Consider the following 21,266-nt stretch of genomic DNA (forward strand, 5'->3'; position numbering starts at 1 on the left):
AAGGGGTGACGGCAAAGCTTTGCCCAAGAAAAGATTGTGGAGAATAAAAATAATGACCCGCACAGACGTCGTGCCCTTGTTGGCAACACCGCAGCCCGCCCGCCATCCAAACCCCACGGTGAAGGCGCAATGCTTGACGCATTTGATCTTTGAAAGACCGGCGTTGGACAAGACCGCGCGCTTTCTGACGGACTTCGGTTTGACTGTCCTTGAGCAAACCGAAGGCACGCTTTATCTGCGCGGGACTGAACCTACGGCTTATTGCTATCGCGTTCATCGAGCCAAACAGGAGCGCTTCATCGGCATCGGACTGAGCGTCCAAACCCTCGAAGACCTGAACCGCCTTGCGCTGGTTCCTGGCGCCTCGTCAGTCGAAAATCTCTCGCATCCCGGCGGGGGGAGATGCGTCAGACTGACGGATCCTTCCGGCTTCGTCGTTGAAGCGGTCCACGGCCAGACCTATGCCCAGACCCTCCCGCACAGGGCCGCGTTACCGCTAAATCTGGCGCTGGAACACGCTCGTATCAACGCTACTCAACGGCCACCGATCGAGCCGCCACAAGTGCTCAGGCTGGGTCACATTGTCATTGAGGTGGCCGATTATCAAGCAACCTGTGCCTGGTACACCGAGCATTTCGGACTCATCCCAAGCGATGTGCAAGTCTTATCCGACGGCTCGCCCGTTGTCAGCTTTCTGCGTCTAGACCTGGGCGAAACACCGGCCGACCATCACACGCTGGCAATAGCCCAGGGGTTTATGGCCGCCTACAGCCACAGCGCCTTTGAAGTTGTCGATGCCGATGCGGTCGGCATGGGGCAGCGGGTGCTACAGGAGCGGGGCTGGAACCACTCCTGGGGCATCGGTCGCCATATCCTTGGCAGTCAGATCTTCGATTATTGGCAGGACCCCTGGGGCGACAAGCATGAGCATTACTGTGATGGGGATGTTTTTACCGTGACTCAACCTTGTGGGGTCCATGCTGTAAGCGCCAAAGCAATGGCCCAGTGGGGGCAACGCATGCCAAAGCGTTTTACGCGGCCGCGAATGAGTCTGCCCAACCTGCGCATGTTGTTCCGCAACCTCAGGCGTAGCCCGGATGTCACCTTGCGCAAGCTCGCTAGCCTATTGCGAATGTTTGCCTAGGGTAGTCGCCTAGCCGCCGCATTCCTCTCGAAGGCGAGTCAGCCTGCACATGCCACAGCGCACCGACCTACCGAAGTCCCAGGAGTAACCCCCAATGTCTGCTGTAAACGTTGTTCGCTTCCTATATCGCAATGGCATCCACTGGGGCGTGATACGCCAGGGTCGTATCACCGTGGTGCCGGGCCATTTTGAAACCACCGGCGACTTTATCCGGCATAACGACATTGATGATCTTGCCCGGCTGAGCACAACGGAGCTGGCTGAGTCAGAAGTAGAGTTGCTATCTCCCATCACCCGAAATCAACAATTCGTTTGTCAGGGCGCCAATTACCGGCAACACATGATCGAGTCCGGGATGGATCCCGACGTGAAGAAATTCAACATGATTTTCACCAAGGCGACCAGCTGCCTGGTGCCGGCGCACAGTGATCTTGTCAAACCACGCGAGGTGCGCTTTCTCGATTATGAGATCGAACTAGGGCTTGTCATGCGAAGCGACATCAGCGCCAGGGTCAAGGTAGATGAAAATAATCTGCACCAATTCATCGCTGGCGTCGTGATCGTCAACGACTACTCTGCGCGGGATATTCAGATCCCCCAGATGCAGTTCTATAAAGGTAAAAGTTTCCGCACGTTCGGGCCTGTTGGTCCTTACCTCTGCCTGCTACGCGCCGAACAAATGGGTTACCTACGGAATCTGGAACTGCGCCTGACGGTAAACGATGAAGTCCGTCAGTGCGACTCCACGGCAAACCTGGTGTTTGGGCCGGCGGAAACCCTTAGCGAATTGTCAGGCGTTCAGGATTTTGCTGCAGGTGACCTGATAGCCACCGGAACGCCCGCGGGCTGCGCGTTAACCGTACCGTCGCCGGCCAAACAGCGTATCGCGGCCTTATTGCCCGAGGCGACCAAGTGGAAAATGTTTCTCAAGGCACAAGAAAGCCGAACTCAGTACCTCAAGGCTGGCGATATCGTCGAGGCACGCATTCGTAGCGCCGACGGTGTGGTCGACCTGGGCATTCAGCGCAACCGTGTCGTGGAGCAAATCTGATGCCTATCCAAACCCTCGACGATATTCATGCATTGGAATCCGTACCGCTCGTTGAACGCGACCTAGCCCCGAACACGTATGAAGCGCTGCAGCGTTGTGCGCAACGTAATCCGCAAGCCTCCGCATTAAGTTTTTTTGTCGACGCCGCTGACTTCACCCATACCCATGAGTGGAATTACGCCCAGCTCTTCGCCGAGATCACCCGTGCGGCCAATGCCTTCCATGATCTGGGTATTGTCCCGGGCGAGGTGATAGCGTTTGTTCTGCCGAATTTGCCTGAAACTCATTTCACAATATGGGGAGGAGAGTCGGCGGGCATCGTCATGGCAATCAATCCGCTGTTGGAGGCCTCGCAAATAGCCGATCTGTTGCGTGCCGCCAATGCCCGTGTAGTCGTGACGCTCGCGCCCATGCCAGGCAGTGACCTCTGGCCGAAAATCGCCGGTCAGCTCAATCGTCTTCCTGACCTCAGGCACGTTGTCTGGGTGAGCATGGAGCCTTACGTCAACCACCAGTTCGGTGCTGCCTTGCGCACCATGGCCATGCAGGAACGGGACCTACATAAACAGGTGCTCATCCACAACGATCTGCGCGCATTGATGATGTTCCAACCAGCCGACACGCTAAAAAGCGGCCGAAAAATCAGTGAGGACGAAATTTCTTCGTATTTCTGTACGGGAGGCACTACAGGCCTGCCGAAAATTGCCGCACGCACACACGGCTCGGAAGTTTTCAATGCTTGGGCAATGGCCGCCCAGATGCAACCACGAGAAAGTGGCCAAGTGCTTTTCTGCGGGTTGCCGCTGTTTCACGTCAATGGGCAACTCGTCACTGGTCTTATGCCATGGACCCAAGGGGATCACGTCATCCTAGGCACGCCCCAAGGATATCGGGGGCCGAAGGTCATCGAGCGATTCTGGAACATGGTCGAGCATTTTGGCGTGAATTTTTTCTCGGGCGTGCCAACCTTTTACGCCGCTCTACTGCAACAGAATCCAGGCGATAACGACCTGAGTAGCCTCAGCTACGCCTTGTGTGGGGCGGCGCCGATGCCGGTCGAGCTTTTTCGTGAGTTCGAACGGCGGATTGGCGTTCGCCTGCTTGAAGGATATGGCCTCACCGAGGGCGCTTGCGTGTCTTCTGTCAATCCACCCCAGGGCGAGCGACGTGTGGGCTCCATTGGGCTGCGTCTGGTCTATCAGGACATGCGCGCCGTCGTGCTGGACGCACAGGGTAAGTACCTGCGTGATGCCGATCTGGAAGAAGTAGGCGTCATCGCCATCCACGGACCCAACGTGTTCCATGGCTATCTGGAACCCAGTCATAACCTGGGTGTATGGATCGAGATCAATGGGCAGCGCTGGTTGAACACTGGAGACTTAGGTCGCCAGGATGCTGACGGCTATTTCTGGCTTACAGGTCGCAAGAAAGAATTGATTATTCGTGGGGGGCACAACATTGATCCCAAGCAAATCGAAGAGGTGTTGCAGGCACACTCGTCGGTCGAACTGGTAGCGGCCGTCGGCAGTCCCGACGCCTACGCTGGCGAGATACCGGTCGCCTATGTGCAACTGCGCCCAGGGCACTCCTGCACCGAAGATGACTTGATGCAGTTCGCCAACCTGCGTATCAGCGAACGTGCCGCCATGCCCAAGCGAATCGAATTTTTGGAGTCGCTGCCGTTGACACCGGTTGGCAAAATCTTCAAACCGGCGTTGCAACAGCGTGAGATCTCGCGAGTGATTTCTCAAGAGATCCAGACGGCCGGGTTGACCGAGGTCACGGTCCAAATCGTGCAGGACAGTCGCCGCGGGATTGTCGCTCGCATTTCCGCAGGTTTACAGCGCGAAGCCTTGGAACCGCGAATAGGCCGCTACAGCTTTCAAGTTGAATGGACGGAGTAATCGGCCGTTCGCGATAAAGCAGTGCCTTTTTTAGTTATTGATCGAAAATAGCGAAGGTTTAACTAGATATTTGGCTGCCTTAAAAAAGGGCCGGCGGGTGTCTTTACGTCTGAAAAAATAAAAACTATGTGTGCGCTATTCCAAAAACAACAACTACAACAACAAGAGCAGTCCTAATATGAACTATAAAAAGGTCGAAAAACGCTTAGCTCTATCCAATAAAACGCTCACAACAAGCACGTTGATACTTACGGTCATCGGTTTTTCCAACGGCGTCTTGGCGAACGGCCTTACCGTGAACGAACAAAGCGCAAGTGGCGCCGGGACAGCTTATGCGGGTCGTTCATCCTCGGCTCTGGATGCCAGCACGATTTATGGAAATCCAGCCGGGTTGACGAAGCTTAAACGTAGCGAAGTCAGCGGCGGGGTCGCCGTGTTCGATGTTAAGAACGACATAAGCGATGCCCAGGGTGGCGCCTCCGGAACAAATAAGGGCAACTTCGTACCCATGGCGCCGGTGCCGTTTGGCTATCTTTCTACGCCCATTAGTGATGACCTTTCCGTTGGCCTTGGCCTATATGTTCCGTTTGGTCTGGTCAATGATTCTGAAAGCACTTTCCAGGGTCGGTATCAGGGATCCTACAGCGACGTCAAAGTCGTCACCTTACAGCCGACCATTGCTTATCGGATCAATCAATATGTTTCGATTGGTGGTGGCCCCACCATCAATCGCTTTGATGCCGAACTCCAGAACGATTTGGCTACCGGCGCTTTCAACGCTGGCAAAGATACCACCATTAAAATCGACGGAACGGACACTGCGCTAGGTTATAACTTAGGATTATTGGTTGATCTAAACCCGGCAACGTCGTGGGGTATCACTTACCACTCCAAGGTCAACTACCACCTCAAGGGTCATACTACGGTCAGCGATTCACCTGGTTTCCTGGGCCTCAATGGTAAATACGACGCGAAGCTGGACATTACGCTTCCCGAATCCGTTGACACGTCCATAACCCACCATTTCAACGAGCGCTGGACTGGTTACCTAGGAGCGACCTGGACGCGTTGGAGTCGGATACAACAAATCGAAACTGAAACCAACGTCTCGGGAGCAGGCAATGCTGGCAGCTTGGAGAGCTTGAGCGAACCATTGAACTGGCGAGACACCTGGTCCGCAGCAGTTGGCGGTTCCTACCAGCTCACACCGCAATGGGTATTGCGTGCCGGATATGCCTATGACCCTTCGCCTTCACATAACGCAGACAGAAGCGTGCGGCTGCCCGTCGGTAACCGTAAGTCGGTCACTTTGGGGGCAGGCTACTCACCGAACCCTAACGTCACGATTGATGTCGCCTATGGGTATGTGTGGGAAAGCACCGCATCAGTCAATAAAGCCAACGCTTCTGGAGTGCAGCCCGAATATTCAGCCAAATTCGACAATAGTGCGAATGGCTTGGTCACTCAGATGACCTATCGCTTTTAACGGGCCAACACCGCAAGCGCGAGAGCTGTTCTAGTCGAGGCACTCTACTAATCCGTAGAAGCGGTCGGCGCGAGCTATAGCGGCCTAGGCTGTTCAGCTTCTCGCTCCTTTGTATGAGGTCAGGGTTTGCGCCAATCAATTGCGAGCATTGTTGCGTCTGATGACGACTTGCTCTTCTTAGTGCACAACCACGATATCTGCAGTAGCGCGGCGCCACTGCTCTTCAACCCGCGCATCGTCCGCGCGATAGCCCATTGCAATTACCAGAGGAACCACCGAACCCCGAGGGAGATTAAGCAATTTGGCAACTTGAGCGGCAGAAAAACCTTCCATCGGACAGGTATCTATTCCTTTTGCCGCGGCTCCGAGCATGAGCGTCTGAGCAGCAAAAATGGCGTTGCGCGCCGCCCATTGTCGACCACCGATATGACCCACAGGTACAAGGGATAAAGTGGGGCGAAACAATGCTGCGAGAAGCACAAGGGGCGTCCACAGAGATGACGCCCCAACACCGAGAATCTTCTTAAACATCCCTATCTGTTTGCGATAGTAAGCCTTCGAGTCCTGTCCCAGCGCCGATGAGCGCTCAACATGCTTCAACTGCGCTTTGGCGGTGCGCATACCCAATGCAGGACTTGCCACAATCACGATGAAGTCTGCCGCCGACGCAGCCGCTTTCTGCCCATTGCAGGAAGCAGCTAATCTAGCTTTCAGGACAGGGTCCCGAATCCAATGCAGCTCATAGGGCTGCATGTTCCCACTTGAGGGGGCATACGCTGCTTCAGCGAGCAGAGCATAGATTTCTGGTTCCGGAATTACCTTCGGTTTGAATTTACGAATCGCCCTGCGAAAGCGATTAGCCGCTTGAAAGGCGTCCCAAGGGGATACACGGTCTTTTGCGTTCATGTTCTAAAGGTCTCGAGAAGGTGAAAACGTTGTGTTTTCATGTCTCAAATCGTAAGTTAAAGCTTACGTTTTAAAAACTCACGTTCTGGAGCTTTCCATGAGCAACAGGCAATCGGCTGTCAAACCCAGGAAAATCCCGGCTCAGGCGAGGTCCCGCGCGACCGTCGAGGCGATTATTCAAGCTGCTACTTACATTTTGACCAAGGTAGGCTGGGAAGGTCTGACGACGAACGCAATTGCAGAGCGCGCAGGCGTCAATATCGGTTCGCTGTACCAATTTTTTCCAAACAAGGAGGCGGTAATAGCTGAATTGCAGCGCCGTCACGCTGCCGCGACCCGTACAGATTTACTAGATGTAATCAACTTGCTGCCGCAACAGCCATCCCTAAGAGATGCGCTTACCCTAATTGTGGAAATGATTGTTACCGAGCATCGAATCGCACCGGCCCTTCACAAAGCTATCCACGAGGAGTTGCCCCATACCGTACGGCACATGGCAGAGGATCAAGAAGGACTTCAAAGACAATTCTCCCAGGTGCTGAAGCCCTTTATGACGAACGTTCCCGATCCAGAGCTCTCAATCTATCTAATGGGAATTGCGGCCCATGCAATAATCCACACGGTGACGGCAGATAAGCCTGACTTGCTTGGCAATCCAACGTTTGTCGAGGAGGTGGTGACTTTGCTTGAAAATTACCTTTGTAGAACTCAGCTCGAAATTTTGTAGGTGGGGTGAAGCGACGCGATGGCCATTGAGGGCGGAAGGAGTTTAGGATTTGGCGCCGGAGTCTCCTATTCAGGAAAATTGGTGAGCAGCTTGAGAGGAGAGTGACTGGGCGGGCCAGGGAAAGAGGGGGCACCCACCAGAAGCGCCCCTGTTTGGCCCTTGATACCCTTCTAAAGTAGACCGGCGTGTTGCCTTTCTCGAATATTGGCTAACGGCTAGATGACATTGCTCTTACCTTGATGAGCCAGCCGTCCTTAGTCCGCTTCTATCTTTCTAAGATTGCCATGGCTGCCATCGAAAACGTCACAGTGAGTTCGGCGGCGGACGAAGAGCACTCGTTCCACAAGACTGAGAGAGTCATCGATCAGAAAGACCATGCTAGTCAAATGCAGAGCTCATCACTGCCGGGAGATGTGGGTATCTCTGCTGGTAAGACATAGCGTTGATTTCGAGTCTGATTACGGTGGGTGACGAGGCGGCGTATCTGGCGCGCGTTGAGCCGCACCATCTGGCATAGCGTGCGCCCCAGCGGCGGATCTTGTATCAATGGCGTAAGGCAGACACTCGGCGTCAGTGCGTTGCGAGCAGGTCAGGCAAGAAAAGCGTTAAGGCGGTGGAGCGTCATAGCCGGGCTGGCGTAGGATGGCGCCTGCGTTTCACTCCCTGACTTTCCCTGAATAAGGTTCGAAATCATGCGGCGTATGATCTTGCTGATCGGTGTACTACTAAGCTTTAACGTGTTGGCGCAGGATTCAGCTCAATCAAAAGTTCTGAATCAACCCAAGGATTCAAACCAACCCGTGGTGAAGTGGACCCTGCTGGATCAGAACGATAAGGCGTATACCTTGAACGACAGCGCTCAAGTGCTGTTGATAGCGCGCAGTATGTCCGCAGCAGAGTTGCTGGATGCGGCGATGGAAGGTCAACCGGAGGGCTACCTGGAAGCGCACCACATTGTGTACGTGGCGGATATCGAGAAGATGCCTTCACTGGTCAAGATAGTGGCAGTACCGGCCATGCGTTCGGCCAAATACAGAATCATGCTGGACCAGGACGGCAGGGTTGCCAGCCGCTATGGCGGCGACCGGGATACCGTTCAGTGGCTTGCCTTGAACAATGGCGCGGTCGTCAGTGAGCAGCGTTTTGCAGACGCCGAAAAATTGAAACAAGCAATTGCCGAGCGGGCCAAGTAAGCCCTACGGTCTTGCGCTACGTTGTCGCAGCGCTTTTTCGAAGATCATCCGCATATACCCGATGATCATTGGCGAAGGGCCGTAGACTTCCCGCAAATGGCTTTCGGCGTTGACGAGGTGAGCCTTAAGCTGTTCGCGGACTTTCTGCTCGCCGTAAAGCGCAACGAACGTCGACTTGCCCTCGTCCTTGCCTTGATCCTTGTCGCTGTCCGGGCAATGATCCCTGAGATCGTCATACATCTGGAACGCCTGACCTAGCTCCATGGCGAAGTTCTGCAGGATCGGGCGTGTGCTCGCTTTTGCATCACTGATCAGCCAGGCCATGTCCATGATCGCGCTAAACAATACCCCCGTCTTCAGGTTGTTGGTCAGCGCAATTTCCTCGGGGCCCCGGTTTTGCTGGCCTTCACGTAAATCCTTGAACTGGCCCTTGACCAGCCCCTGCATGCCTACGGTATTGGCCATGACCGCCACCAGTTGCATGCGGATCGCCGGGGTCAGATCGCTAATTCCGGCAACAACCCCGAATGCGCGGCTGAGCAGGGCAACGGCGGCAAGAATCGCCACGTCTTCGCCAAACTTCAAATGCACGGTCGGACGCCCACGGCGTAATCGCGCGTTATCCATGCACGGCATGTCGTCCAGCACCAGTGACGCTGCGTGGATCAATTCTACGGCGCAGCCCAGGTCCAGTGCCTGATCGCCGCCGTGTCCCAGGCCCTGCGCAGCGAGTATCAACAGAATCGGCCGCATGCGCTTGCCGGGCGCCAGCGTGGAGTCACGCATGGCAAGCGCGACCAGATCCCGCTCGTCGCTGCTGCTGGGCAGCAATTGGTCCAGACGCTGTTCAATAGCCGCGCGCACATCTTTCAGGAGTTCGGTAAACCCAAATTCGACGGTTGCGTCAGGCTCGATTGCCATCGGTCTTGACCTTTGCTTTAAGGGTGATCAATGAAGGGTGATCAGCTTGCTGGCTGGCCACGTGATGCGTCTTAAACTCTGAACGACTTTGAATAACCAGTGCCTCAGTTATAGTCATTATTGTACGTAACTTGTACTAGCATCCTAATTTTGTACAACCTGGCTCAACACAATGACCACGCGCGCCGCAAAATGATTCAACCGAATTGGAGCTTCCATGACTGAGCACCCCCTGAGTCGGAGAAAGGATGATCATCTTAATATCGTGCTGGATGGCCGTGGCGTGCGCCATAACCCACGACAGGGTGGCGGCAGCGGGCTGGATGCCTTTCAGTTCGAGCACTGTGCGTTGCCAGAGCTGGACCTGGACGGCATTGACCTCACCAGCGGGCTGGTTGGGATCCCCCTCAGAGCGCCCTTGCTGATCAGCTCCATGACCGGTGGGGCGCAGCGTTCTGCAGCGATCAACCACCATCTGGCCGAGGCCGCCCAAGAGCTTGGTATCGCCATGGGCGTAGGTTCGCAGCGCGTCGGGCTGCGCAGCGGCAACGATCAGGGCTTGACCCGTGAGTTGCGGCGGCTGGCTCCCGATATCCCGTTGCTGGGCAATATCGGCGCGGCACAGCTCTTGGAAAGAGATGGCCAGGAACTGGCGCGCCGCGCCGTGGAGACCTTGCAGGCGAACGCTTTGATCATCCATCTGAACCCGTTGCAGGAAGCCGTTCAGGCCGAAGGTGATCGGGATTGGCGAGGTGTGCTGGATGCCATCGGATTGACCGTGCAAAGTGTCGACGTGCCGGTGATCGTCAAGGAAGTCGGGGCGGGCATATCGGCATCGGTGGCGGTGGCCCTGGCGGATGTCGGGGTCCGCGTGATCGACGTGGCGGGCACCGGCGGCACCAGTTGGGCGGCGGTGGAAGCTGAGCGCGCCAGCAGCCCCGCCGATAGAGAGGTGGCGATGGCTTTTGCCGATTGGGGCATATCGACGTCCACCAGCCTGGTCAGCGTACGTGAGGCGTTGCCCGGCATCACGCTGATTGCATCCGGCGGCATTCGTAATGGCGTGGATGTAGCCAAGGCGCTGTGTCTGGGGGCTGACCTGGTGGGGCAGGCGGCGGGAGTGCTGCGCAATGCGACGGTATCGACAGCGTCGGTCATCGAGCACTTCAACATCATCATAAAACAGCTGCGCATTGCCTGTTTCTGCACAGGCTCGGCAGATCTGGCCGCATTGCGTCAAGCCAGATTACTGTCGCCGGTTCATCGCTCATGAGCCATTTCGGCGTGGTGTCCCCGGCGTTCTATAGCCACTTCCAGGCCTTTCAGGCGCTGGCGGTAGAACTGTTGAACCGTGGGCATCAGGTCACCTTCTTCCAGCAGCCCGACGCGCGCCGTTGGCTGGGTGATCCGCGTATCGGTTTTCATGCGACGGTTGCTGGCAGCCATCCGCCGGGCAGCCTGGACGCTTCGTTGCAGCGCGCGGCCAGCTCGAATAACCCGCTGACTTTGCGGCGGGTCATTGCCGATATGTGTGCAACCACAGACATGCTGTGTAAAGAATTACCCGCAGCGCTGGCTTACAGACAGGTCGATGCGCTGCTCTGCGATCAGATGGAAGCTGCCGGTGGGCTGGTCGCCGAGGCCTTGGGCCTGCCTTATGTCTCGGTGGCTTGCGCGTTGCCGGTCAACCGCGAGCCTGGCTTGCCGCTGCCGGTGATGCCGTTTGCCTACGGCAGCGACGAACGTAGCCTACGCATGTACGCCGGTAGCCAGCAGGTTTACGATTGGCTGATGCGACCCCTGGGAGACGTGTTGCGAGGTGCATGTCGACAGCTTGCCATCGAGCCTCGCGATGCGCTGCATGAATGCCTTTCACCGCTTGCCCACATCAGCCAGACCCTTGCAGGATTTGATTTTCCTCGTACGCAGCAGCCCGCGCATTTCCATGCCGTCGGACCGTTGCGCCTGCCTTTTTCGAGTGCCGGGCAACCTTCGCCAGGCGGCGAAGCTTTTGAGTGGCAGATTGATAAAAATCGACCCTTCGTCTTTGCCAGCCTGGGCACCTTGCAGGGCGGGCGCCTGGGTATGTTCCGGCGGATTGCAAAGGCCTGCCGCCGCTTGGACGCGCAGCTGTTGGTCGCCCATTGCGGCGGGCTCGATTCGGCCCAGGAACGCATGCTTCTCGAGGGTGGCGCGACCTGGGTCACTGCGTTCGCCCCCCAGCAAGCGGTGCTTGAACACGCCGATGTAGTCGTGACCCATGGAGGTCTCAACACCGTGATGGATGCCATTGCCACCACTACGCCGATGCTCGTCATGCCCATCGGTTTTGACCAGCCGGGGGTGGCGGCGCGTGTCAGCTACCGAGGCCTGGGCCTGAAGCTAAACCGCTGGGCGAGTGCCGCCACCATTGCTGATGGGCTGGCCCGGCTGTTTGTTCTTCCACGAGAGCCTTTGCAGCGGATGGCGGCTGAGTTGCAGCACGCCGGTGGCACCCGCAAAGCGGCTGACATCATCGAGGCGGCGGTGCGCAGCGGTCAACCTGTGCTGACGCAGGCGGTGGCATGATCTATGACCTGATCCTTGCCGGTGGTGGGCTGGCCAATGGGTTGATTGCCTGGCGACTCAAGCAGTTGCGCCCTGAGCTACAGGTGCTCTGCGTTGAAGAGCAAGCCCGGATCGGTGGTAACCATACCTGGTCCTTTCACGACTCGGACTTGACGCCAGAGCAGCATCAATGGATCAGGCCCTTGGTGGTGAAAACCTGGCCCGCCTACGATGTGCATTTCCCGGGGCGTTCGCGTCGGCTGAACAGCGGTTACGCCAGCATCACCTCGGAACGCTTTGCCCAAGTGATCGAACCCGCGCTCAGCGAAGGGGGGCGGGCAGGGTTGCGTGTGGCACAGCGGATTGAGCAGGTCACCCCGACCTCGCTGTTGCTGGAGGGCGGCGAGCAGTTGCAGGCCAAGGCCGTCATTGACGGGCGTGGCGTCCGGCACAGCGAACACCTGGTGCTGGGTCAACAGGCGTTTCTGGGCCAGGTGCTGCAGCTACAGGCCCCTCATGGGCTGGACGCGCCGATTATCATGGACGCCCGGTTGGCTCAAAGGCAGGGCTATCGTTTCGTCTACGTCTTGCCGTTTTCAGCCGACACGGTGCTGGTGGAGGACACCCACTATGTTGACCGCCAGAGCTTTTCTTCAGAGCAACTGCGCGAGCATATCCGTGATTATGTGCAAGATCGCGGATGGACCATTGCTCGCTGCCTGCGCGAAGAGCAAGGCGTGTTGCCGATCACCCTGGCAGGCGACTTTTCCGGCTTCTGGCGCGAGGCGGCCGGCCAGCCGCGTTCCGGTTTGCGAGCCGGTTTGTGCCATTGCACAACGGGTTATTCGTTGCCCCTGGCGGTTCAACTGGCGGACTGGTTCGCCCGCCAACAGAACCTGCAAGCGGACGCCTTATACCTTGGCATTCGCGCATTCGCCGAGCAGGCGTGGCGGCGCCAGGGGTTTTACCGTTTGCTTAATCGCATGCTGTTCCTGGCAGGCAAACCCCAGGACCGCTGGCGGGTGATGCAGCGTTTTTACGGGCTGCCCGAGGGGCTGATCAGGCGTTTCTATTCGGGCGACAGCACTTTGCAAGACAAGCTCCGGGTGCTGATCGGCAAGCCGCCTGTTCCCATCAATGAGGCCATGCATGCGGCACTTCGCTGCCTGCCTCGGCATTACAAGGATCGAGCATGACCCAGGGAAAAAGTGCGATTGTGATCGGCGCCGGCTTTGGTGGCCTGGCACTGGCAATCCGGCTGCAGGCGGCGGGTGTGCAAACCACCTTGCTGGAAAAACGCGACAAGCCCGGCGGCCGCGCCTATGTGTATCACGACGAGGGATTTACTTTCGATGCCGGGCCGACAGTGATTACCGACCCTACGGCCATCGAAGAATTGTTTGCAGCGGCAGGCAAAACCATGCGGGACTACGTCGAGATGCTGCCGGTCTCGCCGTTCTATCGTTTGTGCTGGGAGGACGGTACGCAGTTTGACTATGCCAACGATCAGGCCGAGCTGGACCGTCAGATCAGCAGGCTCAATCCCAAGGATGTGCAGGGCTACCAGCGGTTTCTGGCGTACTCGAGGGCGGTTTTTCGCGAGGGTTATCTCAAGTTGGGCGCCGTGCCGTTCCTGTCGTTTCGGGACATGATCAAGGCCGGGCCGCAGCTGGCTCGGCTGCAGGCATGGCGCAGTGTCTACTCGATGGTTTGTGAGTTTATCGAAGACGAAAAGCTGCGCCAGGCGTTTTCGTTTCACTCCCTGCTGGTGGGCGGCAACCCGTTTGCCACCTCATCGATCTACACGTTGATCCATGCGCTGGAACGCGAATGGGGCGTGTGGTTTCCCAAGGGGGGGACGGGGGCGCTGGTGCATGGGCTGGTCAGGCTTTTCGAAGACATCGGCGGGCGTGTGGAGCTCAATGCCGATGTCGCCAGCATCGAGGTGCAAGCGGGCAAAGCCAGCGGCGTGCGCTTGAAGAACGGTCGCCTGCTGCAAGCGGACTGCGTCGCTTCCAATGCTGACGTGGTGCATACCTATGAGCAACTGCTGGGCGGCCATGCCCGTGGCATCAAGGAAAGCGCGCGCCTCAAAGGCAAGCGTTTCAGCAATTCCCTGTTCGTCATCCATTTCGGCCTCAAGCGGCCGCAACCCCAGCTTCAGCATCACACGGTCTGCTTCGGGCCGCGCTACCGGGCGTTGATTCACGAGATATTCAATGGCGTTGAGCTGGCTGAGGATTTCTCGCTCTACCTGCACGCTCCCTGCGTCACGGACCCGAGTCTGGCCCCGCCGGGTTGCTCCAGCCACTACGTACTCTCGCCGGTTCCGCATCTGGGTAACGCGCCCATCGACTGGGAGGTGGAAGGCCCACGCTACCGGGATCGGATTTTCGCGTATCTGGAGAAACACTACATGCCCGGCTTGCGGGACGATCTGGTGACCAGCCGGATTTTCAACCCGAATGATTTTCGCAGTGAGTTGAATGCGCATTTGGGGTCGGCGTTTTCACTTGAACCGGTCCTCTGGCAGAGTGCCTGGTTCCGGCCTCATAACCGCGACGCGAGCCTTGGCAACGTGTACCTGGTAGGCGCGGGCACTCATCCCGGTGCGGGCGTGCCCGGTGTCATCGGCTCGGCAAAGGCCACGGCAGGTTTGATGCTGGAGGATCTGCATTCATGAGTCGCGATGCAGATCAGCACCGGGTCCTGCTGGAGCACGCCGAACGCAGCATTGCCGTGGGCTCGAAGAGCTTTGCCGCCGCCTCGCGTTTGTTCGACCCCTCGACCCGGGCTAGCGCCGTGATGCTTTATGCGTGGTGTCGGCATTGCGATGACGTGATAGACGGCCAGGAGGCGGGGCATTCGGCGACCGTGTTGAGCCAGTTTGACATTGACCGGCGCCTTGCCGACCTTACCGCTCAGACTCGGGCGGTGTACGCCGGGTTGCCTGCGCAGCACCCAGCCTTCGCAGCGTTCAGAGAGGTGGTGGCCAAACATCGCATTCAGGAGCGCTATGCCCTGGAGCATCTGGCGGGTTTTGCGATGGATGTACATCAGCGCCGTTATCAGAGCGTCAACGATACCTTGGACTACTGCTATCACGTGGCTGGGGTCGTCGGGCTGATGATGGCCCAGGTCATGGGTGTCAGCGACCAGAGGACATTGGACCGAGCCTGCGATCTGGGCATGGCGTTTCAACTGACCAACATTGCCCGCGATATCGTCGAAGACGCTGCCGTCGGCCGGTGCTATCTGCCACGCGACTGGCTGGATGAGCTTTCGATCCCCGAAGCGTCACTCGCCGACGTTCAGTATCGGCCCGGCCTGGCCATTCTCGCGCAACGGCTGGTGCAGATGGCCGAGCCTTTTTACGCCAGTGCCGAGGCGGGATTAAGCGCACTGCCGTGGCGTTCTGCGTGGGCGGTGGCGACTGCGTCGGGTGTCTATCGGCAGATTGGCATCAAGGTCGTCAGGCGGGGCGAGCATGCCTGGGACACGCGGGTGTCGACCTCAAAGGTCGACAAATTGCGGCTGGTGCTCAGCGGCCTATACCGCGCCGTTACTGCTCGCGGGCGTCACTGGCCCGAGCGTTTGCCGAGCCTGTGGCAACGTCCGGATCATTCTTGTGAAGAGGCCCACCATGCAGATCGCGCAACTGAGCCCGAAGCGCAGCGGTAGTTGGGGCATAGAGGAAGCCGAATGAGACACAGCGGTCCTTGCCCGACACCGCATGGTGCATCAAGTGCGCTTGATACAGACGCTTGAGATAACCGGTGCGAGGGACATATTTCAACGGCCAGCGTTTGTGGACTAGCCCATCATGGGCCAAAAAGTACAAGAAACCGTAAGCCGTCATCCCGGCCCCTATCCATTCCAGCGGGCGGATGCCCTGTGTACCAAGCGCGATCAGCACGATGGCGAACAGCGCGAACACGATCGCGTACAGGTCGTTTCTCTCGAACCAGCCGGTGCGGGGTTCATGATGGGATCGGTGCCAGCCCCAGCCCCAGCCGTGCATCACATATTTGTGCGCAAGAAACGCAAAACCCTCCATACCGATAAGGGTCGCGAAAAATACCAGTGCGTTTGTCATCAGGCGGTTCATCTGAGCAAAGACACAGCATCGGACTGCGCCGAGGCGGTGAAGGTTCTAACATCTGACAGCGCGATGCTGGCCCCTGTAAAGGGTAAATTTCAGCTTGATATCACGACCATTTTCCCACTGCATGGCAAAGCAGGCGGGTTCCTCACGCTTGCACTCAAGCCGGCAACAGGCTGTGTGTAGCGATCTAATGATTCCGGACATCCATTTAGGCGAGAATGCTCGCCAGCTAGAGGTGTCAGGTAACCAAACAACGTCGTTCCTTTCAGTGATTCAAACGCGAGCCGCAGGCATTGTGCTCGATCAAGGCGATAGCCATATCGAAGCCAGCCGCTCACTTGGTGTGGTCTAGCTCGCGTTGCGCCGCTGGGTTAACCAGCTTCAGCAGGAGCGCACCGGCGTTAATCCTAAGAGTAAAGCACTGACGCTTAGGCGCGTACGACCGCGGTAACGTCCTCGCGCAGTCTTCAATGAAACAGGCAGTTATCAAAAGCTACTCTGGCATCGCCTCTTATTTCGTCCGCTTCTGATTGGCTTATGATATTGCAATGCACGTAGCCGCCTAGCATCGCCATCAACTGATCATAGCGAAATAGTGTGGCTCCATGACCCAATAGTATGGCCTGAATTTCTGCTTCCGCGTACCGCATGACCTTGTGGTGGAGACGTTCGTCATTATTCATATCTGTCTCCTAATGTCCTTCCACAGTGGACTTACAAAATCATTCTTGCGGTGCTTACGGATGAACGGTAGTCCACCGCTACCACCCAACTGCGCGCGAGGCGCAACGTCCTTTGCGCGTGTTGGTTGTGGTGATGCCGTTAGGCCAATGAATAGGCATTATGCCGTAGAGCCGAAGCGATGAGAGCCCTGCACTGGCTGCGGTGCTGCATCAACGCCTCCTGGGCGAGCGCGATCTTCATTTCGCCCATGTGCGTCAGGCCAGTGCGCGGCCCGCGTCTGTGGGATCAATGGGAATTCCGACGGCATGACGACGGTGACCAACAAGCCGACCGCAACCAGCAGGCATGAGACAACGCAAACTGGGCGGCGAAGAGCGCAGGGCGGTCTGTGTTGTTTCTGCACTTACCCTACTGCTTGTGCCTCGAAAGAACACGCCGGCTTGAGGTTCGAGGTCTTCGCATTGGTCGCTTTCGTAGTATTGGACGAGTCTAGGCTTAGTGGATTTCCGCAGAAGGGACGGATGCGCTAGAGGCTAAAGTGTCGTTTTGATAGCTTCGTGGCCCGAATACCTATCCTTTAGGTACGTTCCGTTAGACGGGCAAGGAAGCACATGCGAGCACTACTGAAATACAGGACACGAGTCGGTACGTTTAGATGAACAGCTAGATCAGTTGGGGGAGGAGCGTTCAAATTAATCGGCGGCGAACTGGTCGATCAACCCAAGACGAGGAACATATGTTTTTGGCCGCAATAAAGCGCCTGGAGCGATCACTGCGTTTGCGCCAATCTTGCAGCCATCACCCACCAGCGCTCCGAATTTGCTGACTCCTGTCTCGATCACATAATCTTCATGGCGGATTTTTATATCAGCCCCGTTCAGTTCGTTACGATAATTTGCGATGATCGCACCGGCTTCAACATTTACAGACTCGCCAATCAATGAGTCACCAACGAAATTGAAGTGTGCAAGCTTACTGCCATCCAGCATGAAGGTGCTTTTCAGCTCACAGCTGGGGCCAACAATGCAGTTTCTCCCGAGATACACACCTCCACGAAGGTAAGCGCCCGCGGCTACGAAACAGCCCTCGCCGACGATCACTGCGCCCTTCAGTACGGCTCCTTGCTCAATGACGGCGGTTTCATGAACAGCAATATCGCCTTGACGCCGGTATCCCGCGCCAAGCGCTTCAAGCAATGCCAGGATCCGATTCTCGCAATCCTGAGTCACCGCCCAAGGGGCAGCAGAGCCCATGCCCAGCAATGGCCATTGCGCGATGTAATCGTCGACTTTTGGTGATTTCATAAAAGATCTTCCGAAAAAGTGAGCTTGGTTATGCCTGCCTTGCGCCCATTGAGCGTTATCACTCAGATGTTGCGCCGGCGTTTTGATTCATTCGGGAGCCTTCACAAGCACTGCCGGTTCCCGATTGCTCAAGCGTGCTCTTTAAGCCCGCGCACATCACCCAAGGAATCGCGCTGCATCGACTGCAGGTTCTTTTCGATGGTTTCGCACAGCGCTTCCATCTGGATTTGATGTTCGCTGTGGCGAAACGGGCTCTGCAGATCGGTGCCGATGCGCTCGATTGCCAGCAGCATAAACCCAACCACGGTCGAAGCCAGCGGCGTGAACCAGCCCAGGGATTCCACCAGTCCAACCGGCACAATCAGGCAGAACAGCGAGATAAACAGCCGTGGAAAATACACATAAGGGTAGGGCAGCGGCGTATTCGCGATCCGCTCCATGCCGCCCTGGCTGTTGGACAGGTCCACCAGCGTCGACTCCAGACGCGCCAGGCGAATACTGTCCAGGTGCCCGGCCTGGTATTCCCGCGCGAGCAGAGTCGCCGAGCCGGTGAGGATATCGTTGGCAAAGTTATTGGTTGTGCCACTGCGGGCAAACTCTTCGGCCGGAATAAACGCCTGCACCTCTTCGGGGCAAGGCTGGCCTTGCAGATGCGCGGCGAGGCAATTCACATAAGCGACGTGGCGGCGCAACAGGGTCGACTTGACCGGATTCACCTCGCTGCCGGCGTCGTCCAGCAGCGTCAGCACCTGACGGGCGAAGCTGCGTGAGTTGTTGATCATCGTCCCCCACAGCGTCCGCGCTTCCCACCAGCGGTTGTAAGCACTGCTGTTGCGGAAACTGATCAACACCACCAACGCCGAGCCGAGCAAGGTCAGCGGCATCAGCGGCAGGTTCAGCTTGGCGTTGAGAAATAGCATGAAGTCCACCGTGACGGCGATGTCCCAGAGCAACAACCAGAACAACGCCCAGCCCACATAGCCCATGGTCTTGACGATCAGACGGTAATTTTTGACGATGGCAGCTTTCAAACGGAACCTCGTGGCGAGCAGTTAGCTTAAACGCTTAAGCTCGGACGATGCTTGGGGGCAAAGGTTCGGTTGGCGCGGGGAGCATGACATTTTGGTCGATGTATGCGCAAAGGTCGAAATGTTGTTTGCCCACCTCAAAGGCATCCTGAAATTGGGTCGCCTGCGACTACGACTCTTAATGGAAGGGCACCAACATCAAGCCACAACGTCAATCAATGTGGACTAGAGTTATCCCGTCTAAAACATCCCGAAAGAGGACTGCGCAATGGAAGATTCGCTCCGCTCCCCCCAGGACTCGCCACTAAAGACGGGTCTGGTTACCGTAGGCTACACCGGTGTAGATGAGCCCGGTCGCATAGTGGCGGACGCCGATGGCTCTATCTGGTTCGCGGGGTACAGCTCATCCTATTCCTTCGATGATTATTATTGGACGGGCGACTACCGGGCTACCCTAAGTAAGTTCAATCCTGATGGCACTGTCGATACGAGCTTCAGTGACGATGGCAAAAGCTTTTTAGGCCCTTACGTCAGCTATTGGTATGGCGGTGCTGCCGAGTTTGGCGGCGGTGCAGCGGTGCAGTTAGGTGGAAAGTACCTTGTGATCGACTCAGGCTCCAAGGCAACGGTATCGCGATTTAATATCGACGGTGCCCTTGATAAAACCTTTGGCGAAGGTGGCAGGGTGGTTACCCCAGTGGGCGACGATGCGCAAAATGCAATCGCGGTGCTGGCAGACGGTAGCATCCTGGTAGGTTTTTCTGCTGTGGACGACGAAAATTACACGGAAATTTCGCGCCTTACGCCAGACGGTGAAATCGACCTGAGCTTTGGCGGCGACGGGCGCCTGGAGATTGCTGGCGTAGGAAATTATTCTCCCTTCGGATTGACGCTCCAGCAGGACGGCAAGGTTCTGTTGACTTCCACTCAAGGCATAGTCCGTGTGAACGCTGATGGAACACTGGACAGGGAATTTGATGCCGACGGCATCGCGTCCTATTCGAAGGGTTCCGCTTCAGGAGTCACCGTACAGGCCGACGGAAAGGTTCTCGTCCTCGGCAGTTTCGAGAATGGGGCGGGCATTTATCGCCTCAATCCCGACGGCAGTCTCGATACTACCTTCGGTGGCAGTGGGCAGCTGGCCGACGGTTTCGCCGCGCCGGGCATCAGTGGAAGAGATGCCGTGGTGCTTGCTGACGGTCGAATCCTCGTTTCCGGGACAGTTTCCACCTCTGCTGATGGGACCAATCTTGGCGTTATGCGGCTGAACCCGGATGGCAGCCTTGATACAACCTTTGGAAATCCTGACGACGGCTACAGGCACCTTACCGGCGGTACAGAGGATAATCTGTTAGTAGGTACCCACTCCTACAACGATGCAATTTCAGGTGGGGCCGGCAACGATCTGATCGATGGCCGTGGTGGCCGCGACCAGCTCACCGGGGGGGAGGGCGGTGACGTGTTCCGCTTCCAGTCGATGACGGACAGCTTCCGAACCGCTGATACTGCCTTTAGTGATCGAATCCGCGACTTCAATGCAGACGAGGATATGCTGGATCTTTCAGCGCTTGGTTTTACGGCGTTGGGTAATGGTCATGGGGGAACGCTGGCATTGAAGGTGAACGAGGAGGGCACGCGGACCTACCTGAAGAGCTACGATGCTGATCCCGACGGCCAGCGCTTCGAGCTTGTGTTTGATGGCGACCTCAGTCAACAGCTGGATGCAAACAACCTCCTCTTTACACCCGGCCTCTTGAGTGGAAGCGACGCCAACGATTCCCTCTTCGCGCACGGCTGGACAGAAACGCTCATGGGATTGGCAGGGAACGATACGTTGACCGGCAGCCTGGGAAATACCTTGCTTGATGGCGGCGCGGGACGGGATTTTTTAACGGGGGGCGGTGGCATTGATACGTTCCACTTCGGTTCAGTGAGCGACAGTTACCGGACGGACGCGGTAACTTCTGCAGATCGCATTTTTGGCTTCGAACAAGGCGTCGATAGGATAGATGTCTCGGCCCTGGGCTTCGTCGGCCTTGGGAGCGGTCACAACGGCACTCTTCAAGTCAAGACAAACGCGGATAACACGCTTACCTATCTCAGAAGCCTGGACAGCGATGAGTCAGGTGCCAGATTCGAGGTCACGCTGCAGGGTAGTTATCAGTTTCAGAGTGAGTCGTTCATTTTCGCTTCGACACACACTGGCATTGAGGAAATACAGCTGTTGGGTATGTCACCGGACTACACCCTGGCTTGATTCGGTCAA

Annotated in this window: 19 protein-coding genes and 1 pseudogene; 14 read left to right on the top strand and 6 right to left on the bottom strand. The window is 57.0% G+C overall.

Going from position 1 to position 21,266, the window contains the following annotated elements; all coding sequences use genetic code 11:
• Window positions 1-52: 52 nt before the first annotated feature.
• The 4 genes from J3P95_RS11095 (at window position 53) to J3P95_RS11110 (ending at window position 5,585) form a co-directional block, all read left to right on the top strand.
• The gene (locus J3P95_RS11095; protein ID WP_434577293.1) at window positions 53-1,144 is read left to right on the top strand and encodes a VOC family protein; all 1,092 of its coding nucleotides are present in this window, start codon (window positions 53-55) and stop codon (window positions 1,142-1,144) included.
• Between the two features lie 94 nt (window positions 1,145-1,238).
• Window positions 1,239-2,195 (top strand): fumarylacetoacetate hydrolase family protein, encoded by a 957-nt coding sequence (locus J3P95_RS11100; RefSeq protein WP_434575557.1) that lies wholly within the window; start codon window positions 1,239-1,241, stop codon window positions 2,193-2,195.
• Window positions 2,195-4,099 carry an acyl-CoA synthetase gene (locus J3P95_RS11105; RefSeq protein ID WP_434577292.1) on the top strand — a complete coding sequence of 635 codons (1,905 nt, stop codon included), beginning with the start codon at window positions 2,195-2,197 and terminating at the stop codon, window positions 4,097-4,099. Before J3P95_RS11100 ends, J3P95_RS11105 begins: the two co-directional genes overlap by 1 nt.
• A gap of 178 nt (window positions 4,100-4,277) precedes the next feature.
• Entirely contained in the window at window positions 4,278-5,585 is a 1,308-nt protein-coding gene (locus J3P95_RS11110) for an outer membrane protein transport protein (RefSeq protein ID WP_434577290.1), read from the top strand.
• A gap of 177 nt (window positions 5,586-5,762) precedes the next feature.
• On the opposite strand, the gene J3P95_RS11115 is transcribed toward J3P95_RS11110, so the two are convergent.
• On the bottom strand, window positions 5,763-6,491 hold the full coding sequence (locus J3P95_RS11115; RefSeq protein WP_434577288.1) for a nitroreductase family protein: 729 nt from the start codon (window positions 6,489-6,491) through the stop codon (window positions 5,763-5,765).
• A 97-nt stretch (window positions 6,492-6,588) separates the two neighbouring features.
• Here J3P95_RS11115 and J3P95_RS11120 point away from each other — a divergent pair, with 97 nt between their 5' ends.
• Together J3P95_RS11120 and J3P95_RS11125 are read left to right on the top strand one after the other, a co-directional pair.
• Complete coding sequence (locus tag J3P95_RS11120; protein WP_434577286.1) at window positions 6,589-7,218, top strand: TetR/AcrR family transcriptional regulator; 630 nt, start codon at window positions 6,589-6,591, stop codon at window positions 7,216-7,218.
• Window positions 7,219-7,910: 692 nt separating this feature from the next.
• Window positions 7,911-8,411, top strand: a complete 501-nt coding sequence (locus J3P95_RS11125; RefSeq protein ID WP_434577284.1) for a hypothetical protein — start codon at window positions 7,911-7,913, stop codon at window positions 8,409-8,411.
• A gap of 3 nt (window positions 8,412-8,414) precedes the next feature.
• Here the strand turns inward: J3P95_RS11125 and J3P95_RS11130 are convergent, their stop codons facing one another.
• On the bottom strand, window positions 8,415-9,332 hold the full coding sequence (locus tag J3P95_RS11130; protein ID WP_434577282.1) for a polyprenyl synthetase family protein: 918 nt from the start codon (window positions 9,330-9,332) through the stop codon (window positions 8,415-8,417).
• A gap of 217 nt (window positions 9,333-9,549) precedes the next feature.
• On the opposite strand from J3P95_RS11130, the gene fni reads away from it, so the two are divergent.
• Genes fni through J3P95_RS11155 form a run of 5 tightly spaced genes read left to right on the top strand, consistent with a single transcriptional unit; the run spans window position 9,550 to window position 15,560 of the window.
• Window positions 9,550-10,605, top strand: a complete 1,056-nt coding sequence (gene fni / locus J3P95_RS11135; protein ID WP_434577280.1) for a type 2 isopentenyl-diphosphate Delta-isomerase — start codon at window positions 9,550-9,552, stop codon at window positions 10,603-10,605.
• A complete protein-coding gene (locus J3P95_RS11140) occupies window positions 10,602-11,900 on the top strand; it encodes a glycosyltransferase (RefSeq protein ID WP_434577278.1) in 1,299 nt (432 codons plus the stop codon). The genes fni and J3P95_RS11140 overlap by 4 nt, the downstream gene beginning before the upstream one ends.
• Window positions 11,897-13,075, top strand: coding sequence for a lycopene beta-cyclase CrtY (crtY, locus tag J3P95_RS11145; protein WP_434577277.1), 1,179 nt, complete (start codon window positions 11,897-11,899; stop codon window positions 13,073-13,075). The genes J3P95_RS11140 and crtY overlap by 4 nt, the downstream gene beginning before the upstream one ends.
• Window positions 13,072-14,562 (top strand): phytoene desaturase, encoded by a 1,491-nt coding sequence (locus J3P95_RS11150; protein WP_434577275.1) that lies wholly within the window; start codon window positions 13,072-13,074, stop codon window positions 14,560-14,562. The genes crtY and J3P95_RS11150 overlap by 4 nt, the downstream gene beginning before the upstream one ends.
• Window positions 14,559-15,560, top strand: coding sequence for a phytoene/squalene synthase family protein (locus J3P95_RS11155; protein WP_434577273.1), 1,002 nt, complete (start codon window positions 14,559-14,561; stop codon window positions 15,558-15,560). The genes J3P95_RS11150 and J3P95_RS11155 overlap by 4 nt, the downstream gene beginning before the upstream one ends.
• On the opposite strand, the gene J3P95_RS11160 is transcribed toward J3P95_RS11155, so the two are convergent.
• Window positions 15,442-15,987 (bottom strand): sterol desaturase family protein, encoded by a 546-nt coding sequence (locus J3P95_RS11160; RefSeq protein ID WP_434577271.1) that lies wholly within the window; start codon window positions 15,985-15,987, stop codon window positions 15,442-15,444. The two genes, J3P95_RS11155 and J3P95_RS11160, sit on opposite strands and share 119 nt — an antisense overlap.
• Window positions 15,988-16,252: 265 nt before the next feature.
• On the opposite strand from J3P95_RS11160, the pseudogene J3P95_RS11165 reads away from it, so the two are divergent.
• Window positions 16,253-16,411, top strand: a pseudogene (locus J3P95_RS11165) (transposase); the annotation flags it as partial.
• Window positions 16,412-16,451: 40 nt separating this feature from the next.
• On the opposite strand, the gene J3P95_RS11170 reads toward J3P95_RS11165, so the two are convergent.
• Window positions 16,452-16,667 carry a hypothetical protein gene (locus tag J3P95_RS11170; protein WP_434577269.1) on the bottom strand — a complete coding sequence of 72 codons (216 nt, stop codon included), beginning with the start codon at window positions 16,665-16,667 and terminating at the stop codon, window positions 16,452-16,454.
• Window positions 16,668-16,846: 179 nt separating this feature from the next.
• On the opposite strand from J3P95_RS11170, the gene J3P95_RS11175 reads away from it, so the two are divergent.
• Entirely contained in the window at window positions 16,847-17,017 is a 171-nt protein-coding gene (locus J3P95_RS11175; RefSeq protein ID WP_434577268.1) for a hypothetical protein, read from the top strand.
• A 343-nt stretch (window positions 17,018-17,360) separates the two neighbouring features.
• On the opposite strand, the gene J3P95_RS11180 is transcribed toward J3P95_RS11175, so the two are convergent.
• Together J3P95_RS11180 and J3P95_RS11185 are read right to left on the bottom strand one after the other, a co-directional pair.
• On the bottom strand, window positions 17,361-17,972 hold the full coding sequence (locus J3P95_RS11180; RefSeq protein ID WP_434563069.1) for a transferase: 612 nt from the start codon (window positions 17,970-17,972) through the stop codon (window positions 17,361-17,363).
• A gap of 128 nt (window positions 17,973-18,100) precedes the next feature.
• On the bottom strand, window positions 18,101-19,003 hold the full coding sequence (locus J3P95_RS11185; RefSeq protein WP_434577266.1) for a bestrophin family protein: 903 nt from the start codon (window positions 19,001-19,003) through the stop codon (window positions 18,101-18,103).
• A 265-nt stretch (window positions 19,004-19,268) separates the two neighbouring features.
• Between J3P95_RS11185 and J3P95_RS11190 the strand changes: the two genes are divergently transcribed.
• Window positions 19,269-21,257: a M10 family metallopeptidase C-terminal domain-containing protein gene (locus J3P95_RS11190; protein WP_434577264.1), complete on the top strand. Its 1,989-nt coding sequence runs from the start codon at window positions 19,269-19,271 to the stop codon at window positions 21,255-21,257.
• Window positions 21,258-21,266 lie beyond the last annotated feature (9 nt).

Source organism: Pseudomonas sp. Z5-35, from assembly GCF_051131945.1.
GTDB classification, from domain to species: Bacteria; Pseudomonadota; Gammaproteobacteria; order Pseudomonadales; family Pseudomonadaceae; genus Aquipseudomonas; species Aquipseudomonas marvdashtae.

Bases quoted from the DNA above. Each gene is read 5' to 3' on its own strand.
- J3P95_RS11095 (WP_434577293.1), top strand. From the start codon at position 53: ATGACCCGCACAGACGTCGTGCCCTTGTTGGCAACACCGCAGCCCGCC.
- J3P95_RS11100 (WP_434575557.1), top strand. From the start codon at position 1,239: ATGTCTGCTGTAAACGTTGTTCGCTTCCTATATCGCAATGGCATCCAC.
- J3P95_RS11105 (WP_434577292.1), top strand. From the start codon at position 2,195: ATGCCTATCCAAACCCTCGACGATATTCATGCATTGGAATCCGTACCG.
- J3P95_RS11110 (WP_434577290.1), top strand. From the start codon at position 4,278: ATGAACTATAAAAAGGTCGAAAAACGCTTAGCTCTATCCAATAAAACG.
- J3P95_RS11115 (WP_434577288.1), bottom strand. From the start codon at position 6,491: ATGAACGCAAAAGACCGTGTATCCCCTTGGGACGCCTTTCAAGCGGCT.
- J3P95_RS11120 (WP_434577286.1), top strand. From the start codon at position 6,589: ATGAGCAACAGGCAATCGGCTGTCAAACCCAGGAAAATCCCGGCTCAG.
- J3P95_RS11125 (WP_434577284.1), top strand. From the start codon at position 7,911: ATGCGGCGTATGATCTTGCTGATCGGTGTACTACTAAGCTTTAACGTG.
- J3P95_RS11130 (WP_434577282.1), bottom strand. From the start codon at position 9,332: ATGGCAATCGAGCCTGACGCAACCGTCGAATTTGGGTTTACCGAACTC.
- fni (WP_434577280.1), top strand. From the start codon at position 9,550: ATGACTGAGCACCCCCTGAGTCGGAGAAAGGATGATCATCTTAATATC.
- J3P95_RS11140 (WP_434577278.1), top strand. From the start codon at position 10,602: ATGAGCCATTTCGGCGTGGTGTCCCCGGCGTTCTATAGCCACTTCCAG.
- crtY (WP_434577277.1), top strand. From the start codon at position 11,897: ATGATCTATGACCTGATCCTTGCCGGTGGTGGGCTGGCCAATGGGTTG.
- J3P95_RS11150 (WP_434577275.1), top strand. From the start codon at position 13,072: ATGACCCAGGGAAAAAGTGCGATTGTGATCGGCGCCGGCTTTGGTGGC.
- J3P95_RS11155 (WP_434577273.1), top strand. From the start codon at position 14,559: ATGAGTCGCGATGCAGATCAGCACCGGGTCCTGCTGGAGCACGCCGAA.
- J3P95_RS11160 (WP_434577271.1), bottom strand. From the start codon at position 15,987: ATGAACCGCCTGATGACAAACGCACTGGTATTTTTCGCGACCCTTATC.
- J3P95_RS11170 (WP_434577269.1), bottom strand. From the start codon at position 16,667: ATGAATAATGACGAACGTCTCCACCACAAGGTCATGCGGTACGCGGAA.
- J3P95_RS11175 (WP_434577268.1), top strand. From the start codon at position 16,847: ATGAGAGCCCTGCACTGGCTGCGGTGCTGCATCAACGCCTCCTGGGCG.
- J3P95_RS11180 (WP_434563069.1), bottom strand. From the start codon at position 17,972: ATGAAATCACCAAAAGTCGACGATTACATCGCGCAATGGCCATTGCTG.
- J3P95_RS11190 (WP_434577264.1), top strand. From the start codon at position 19,269: ATGGAAGATTCGCTCCGCTCCCCCCAGGACTCGCCACTAAAGACGGGT.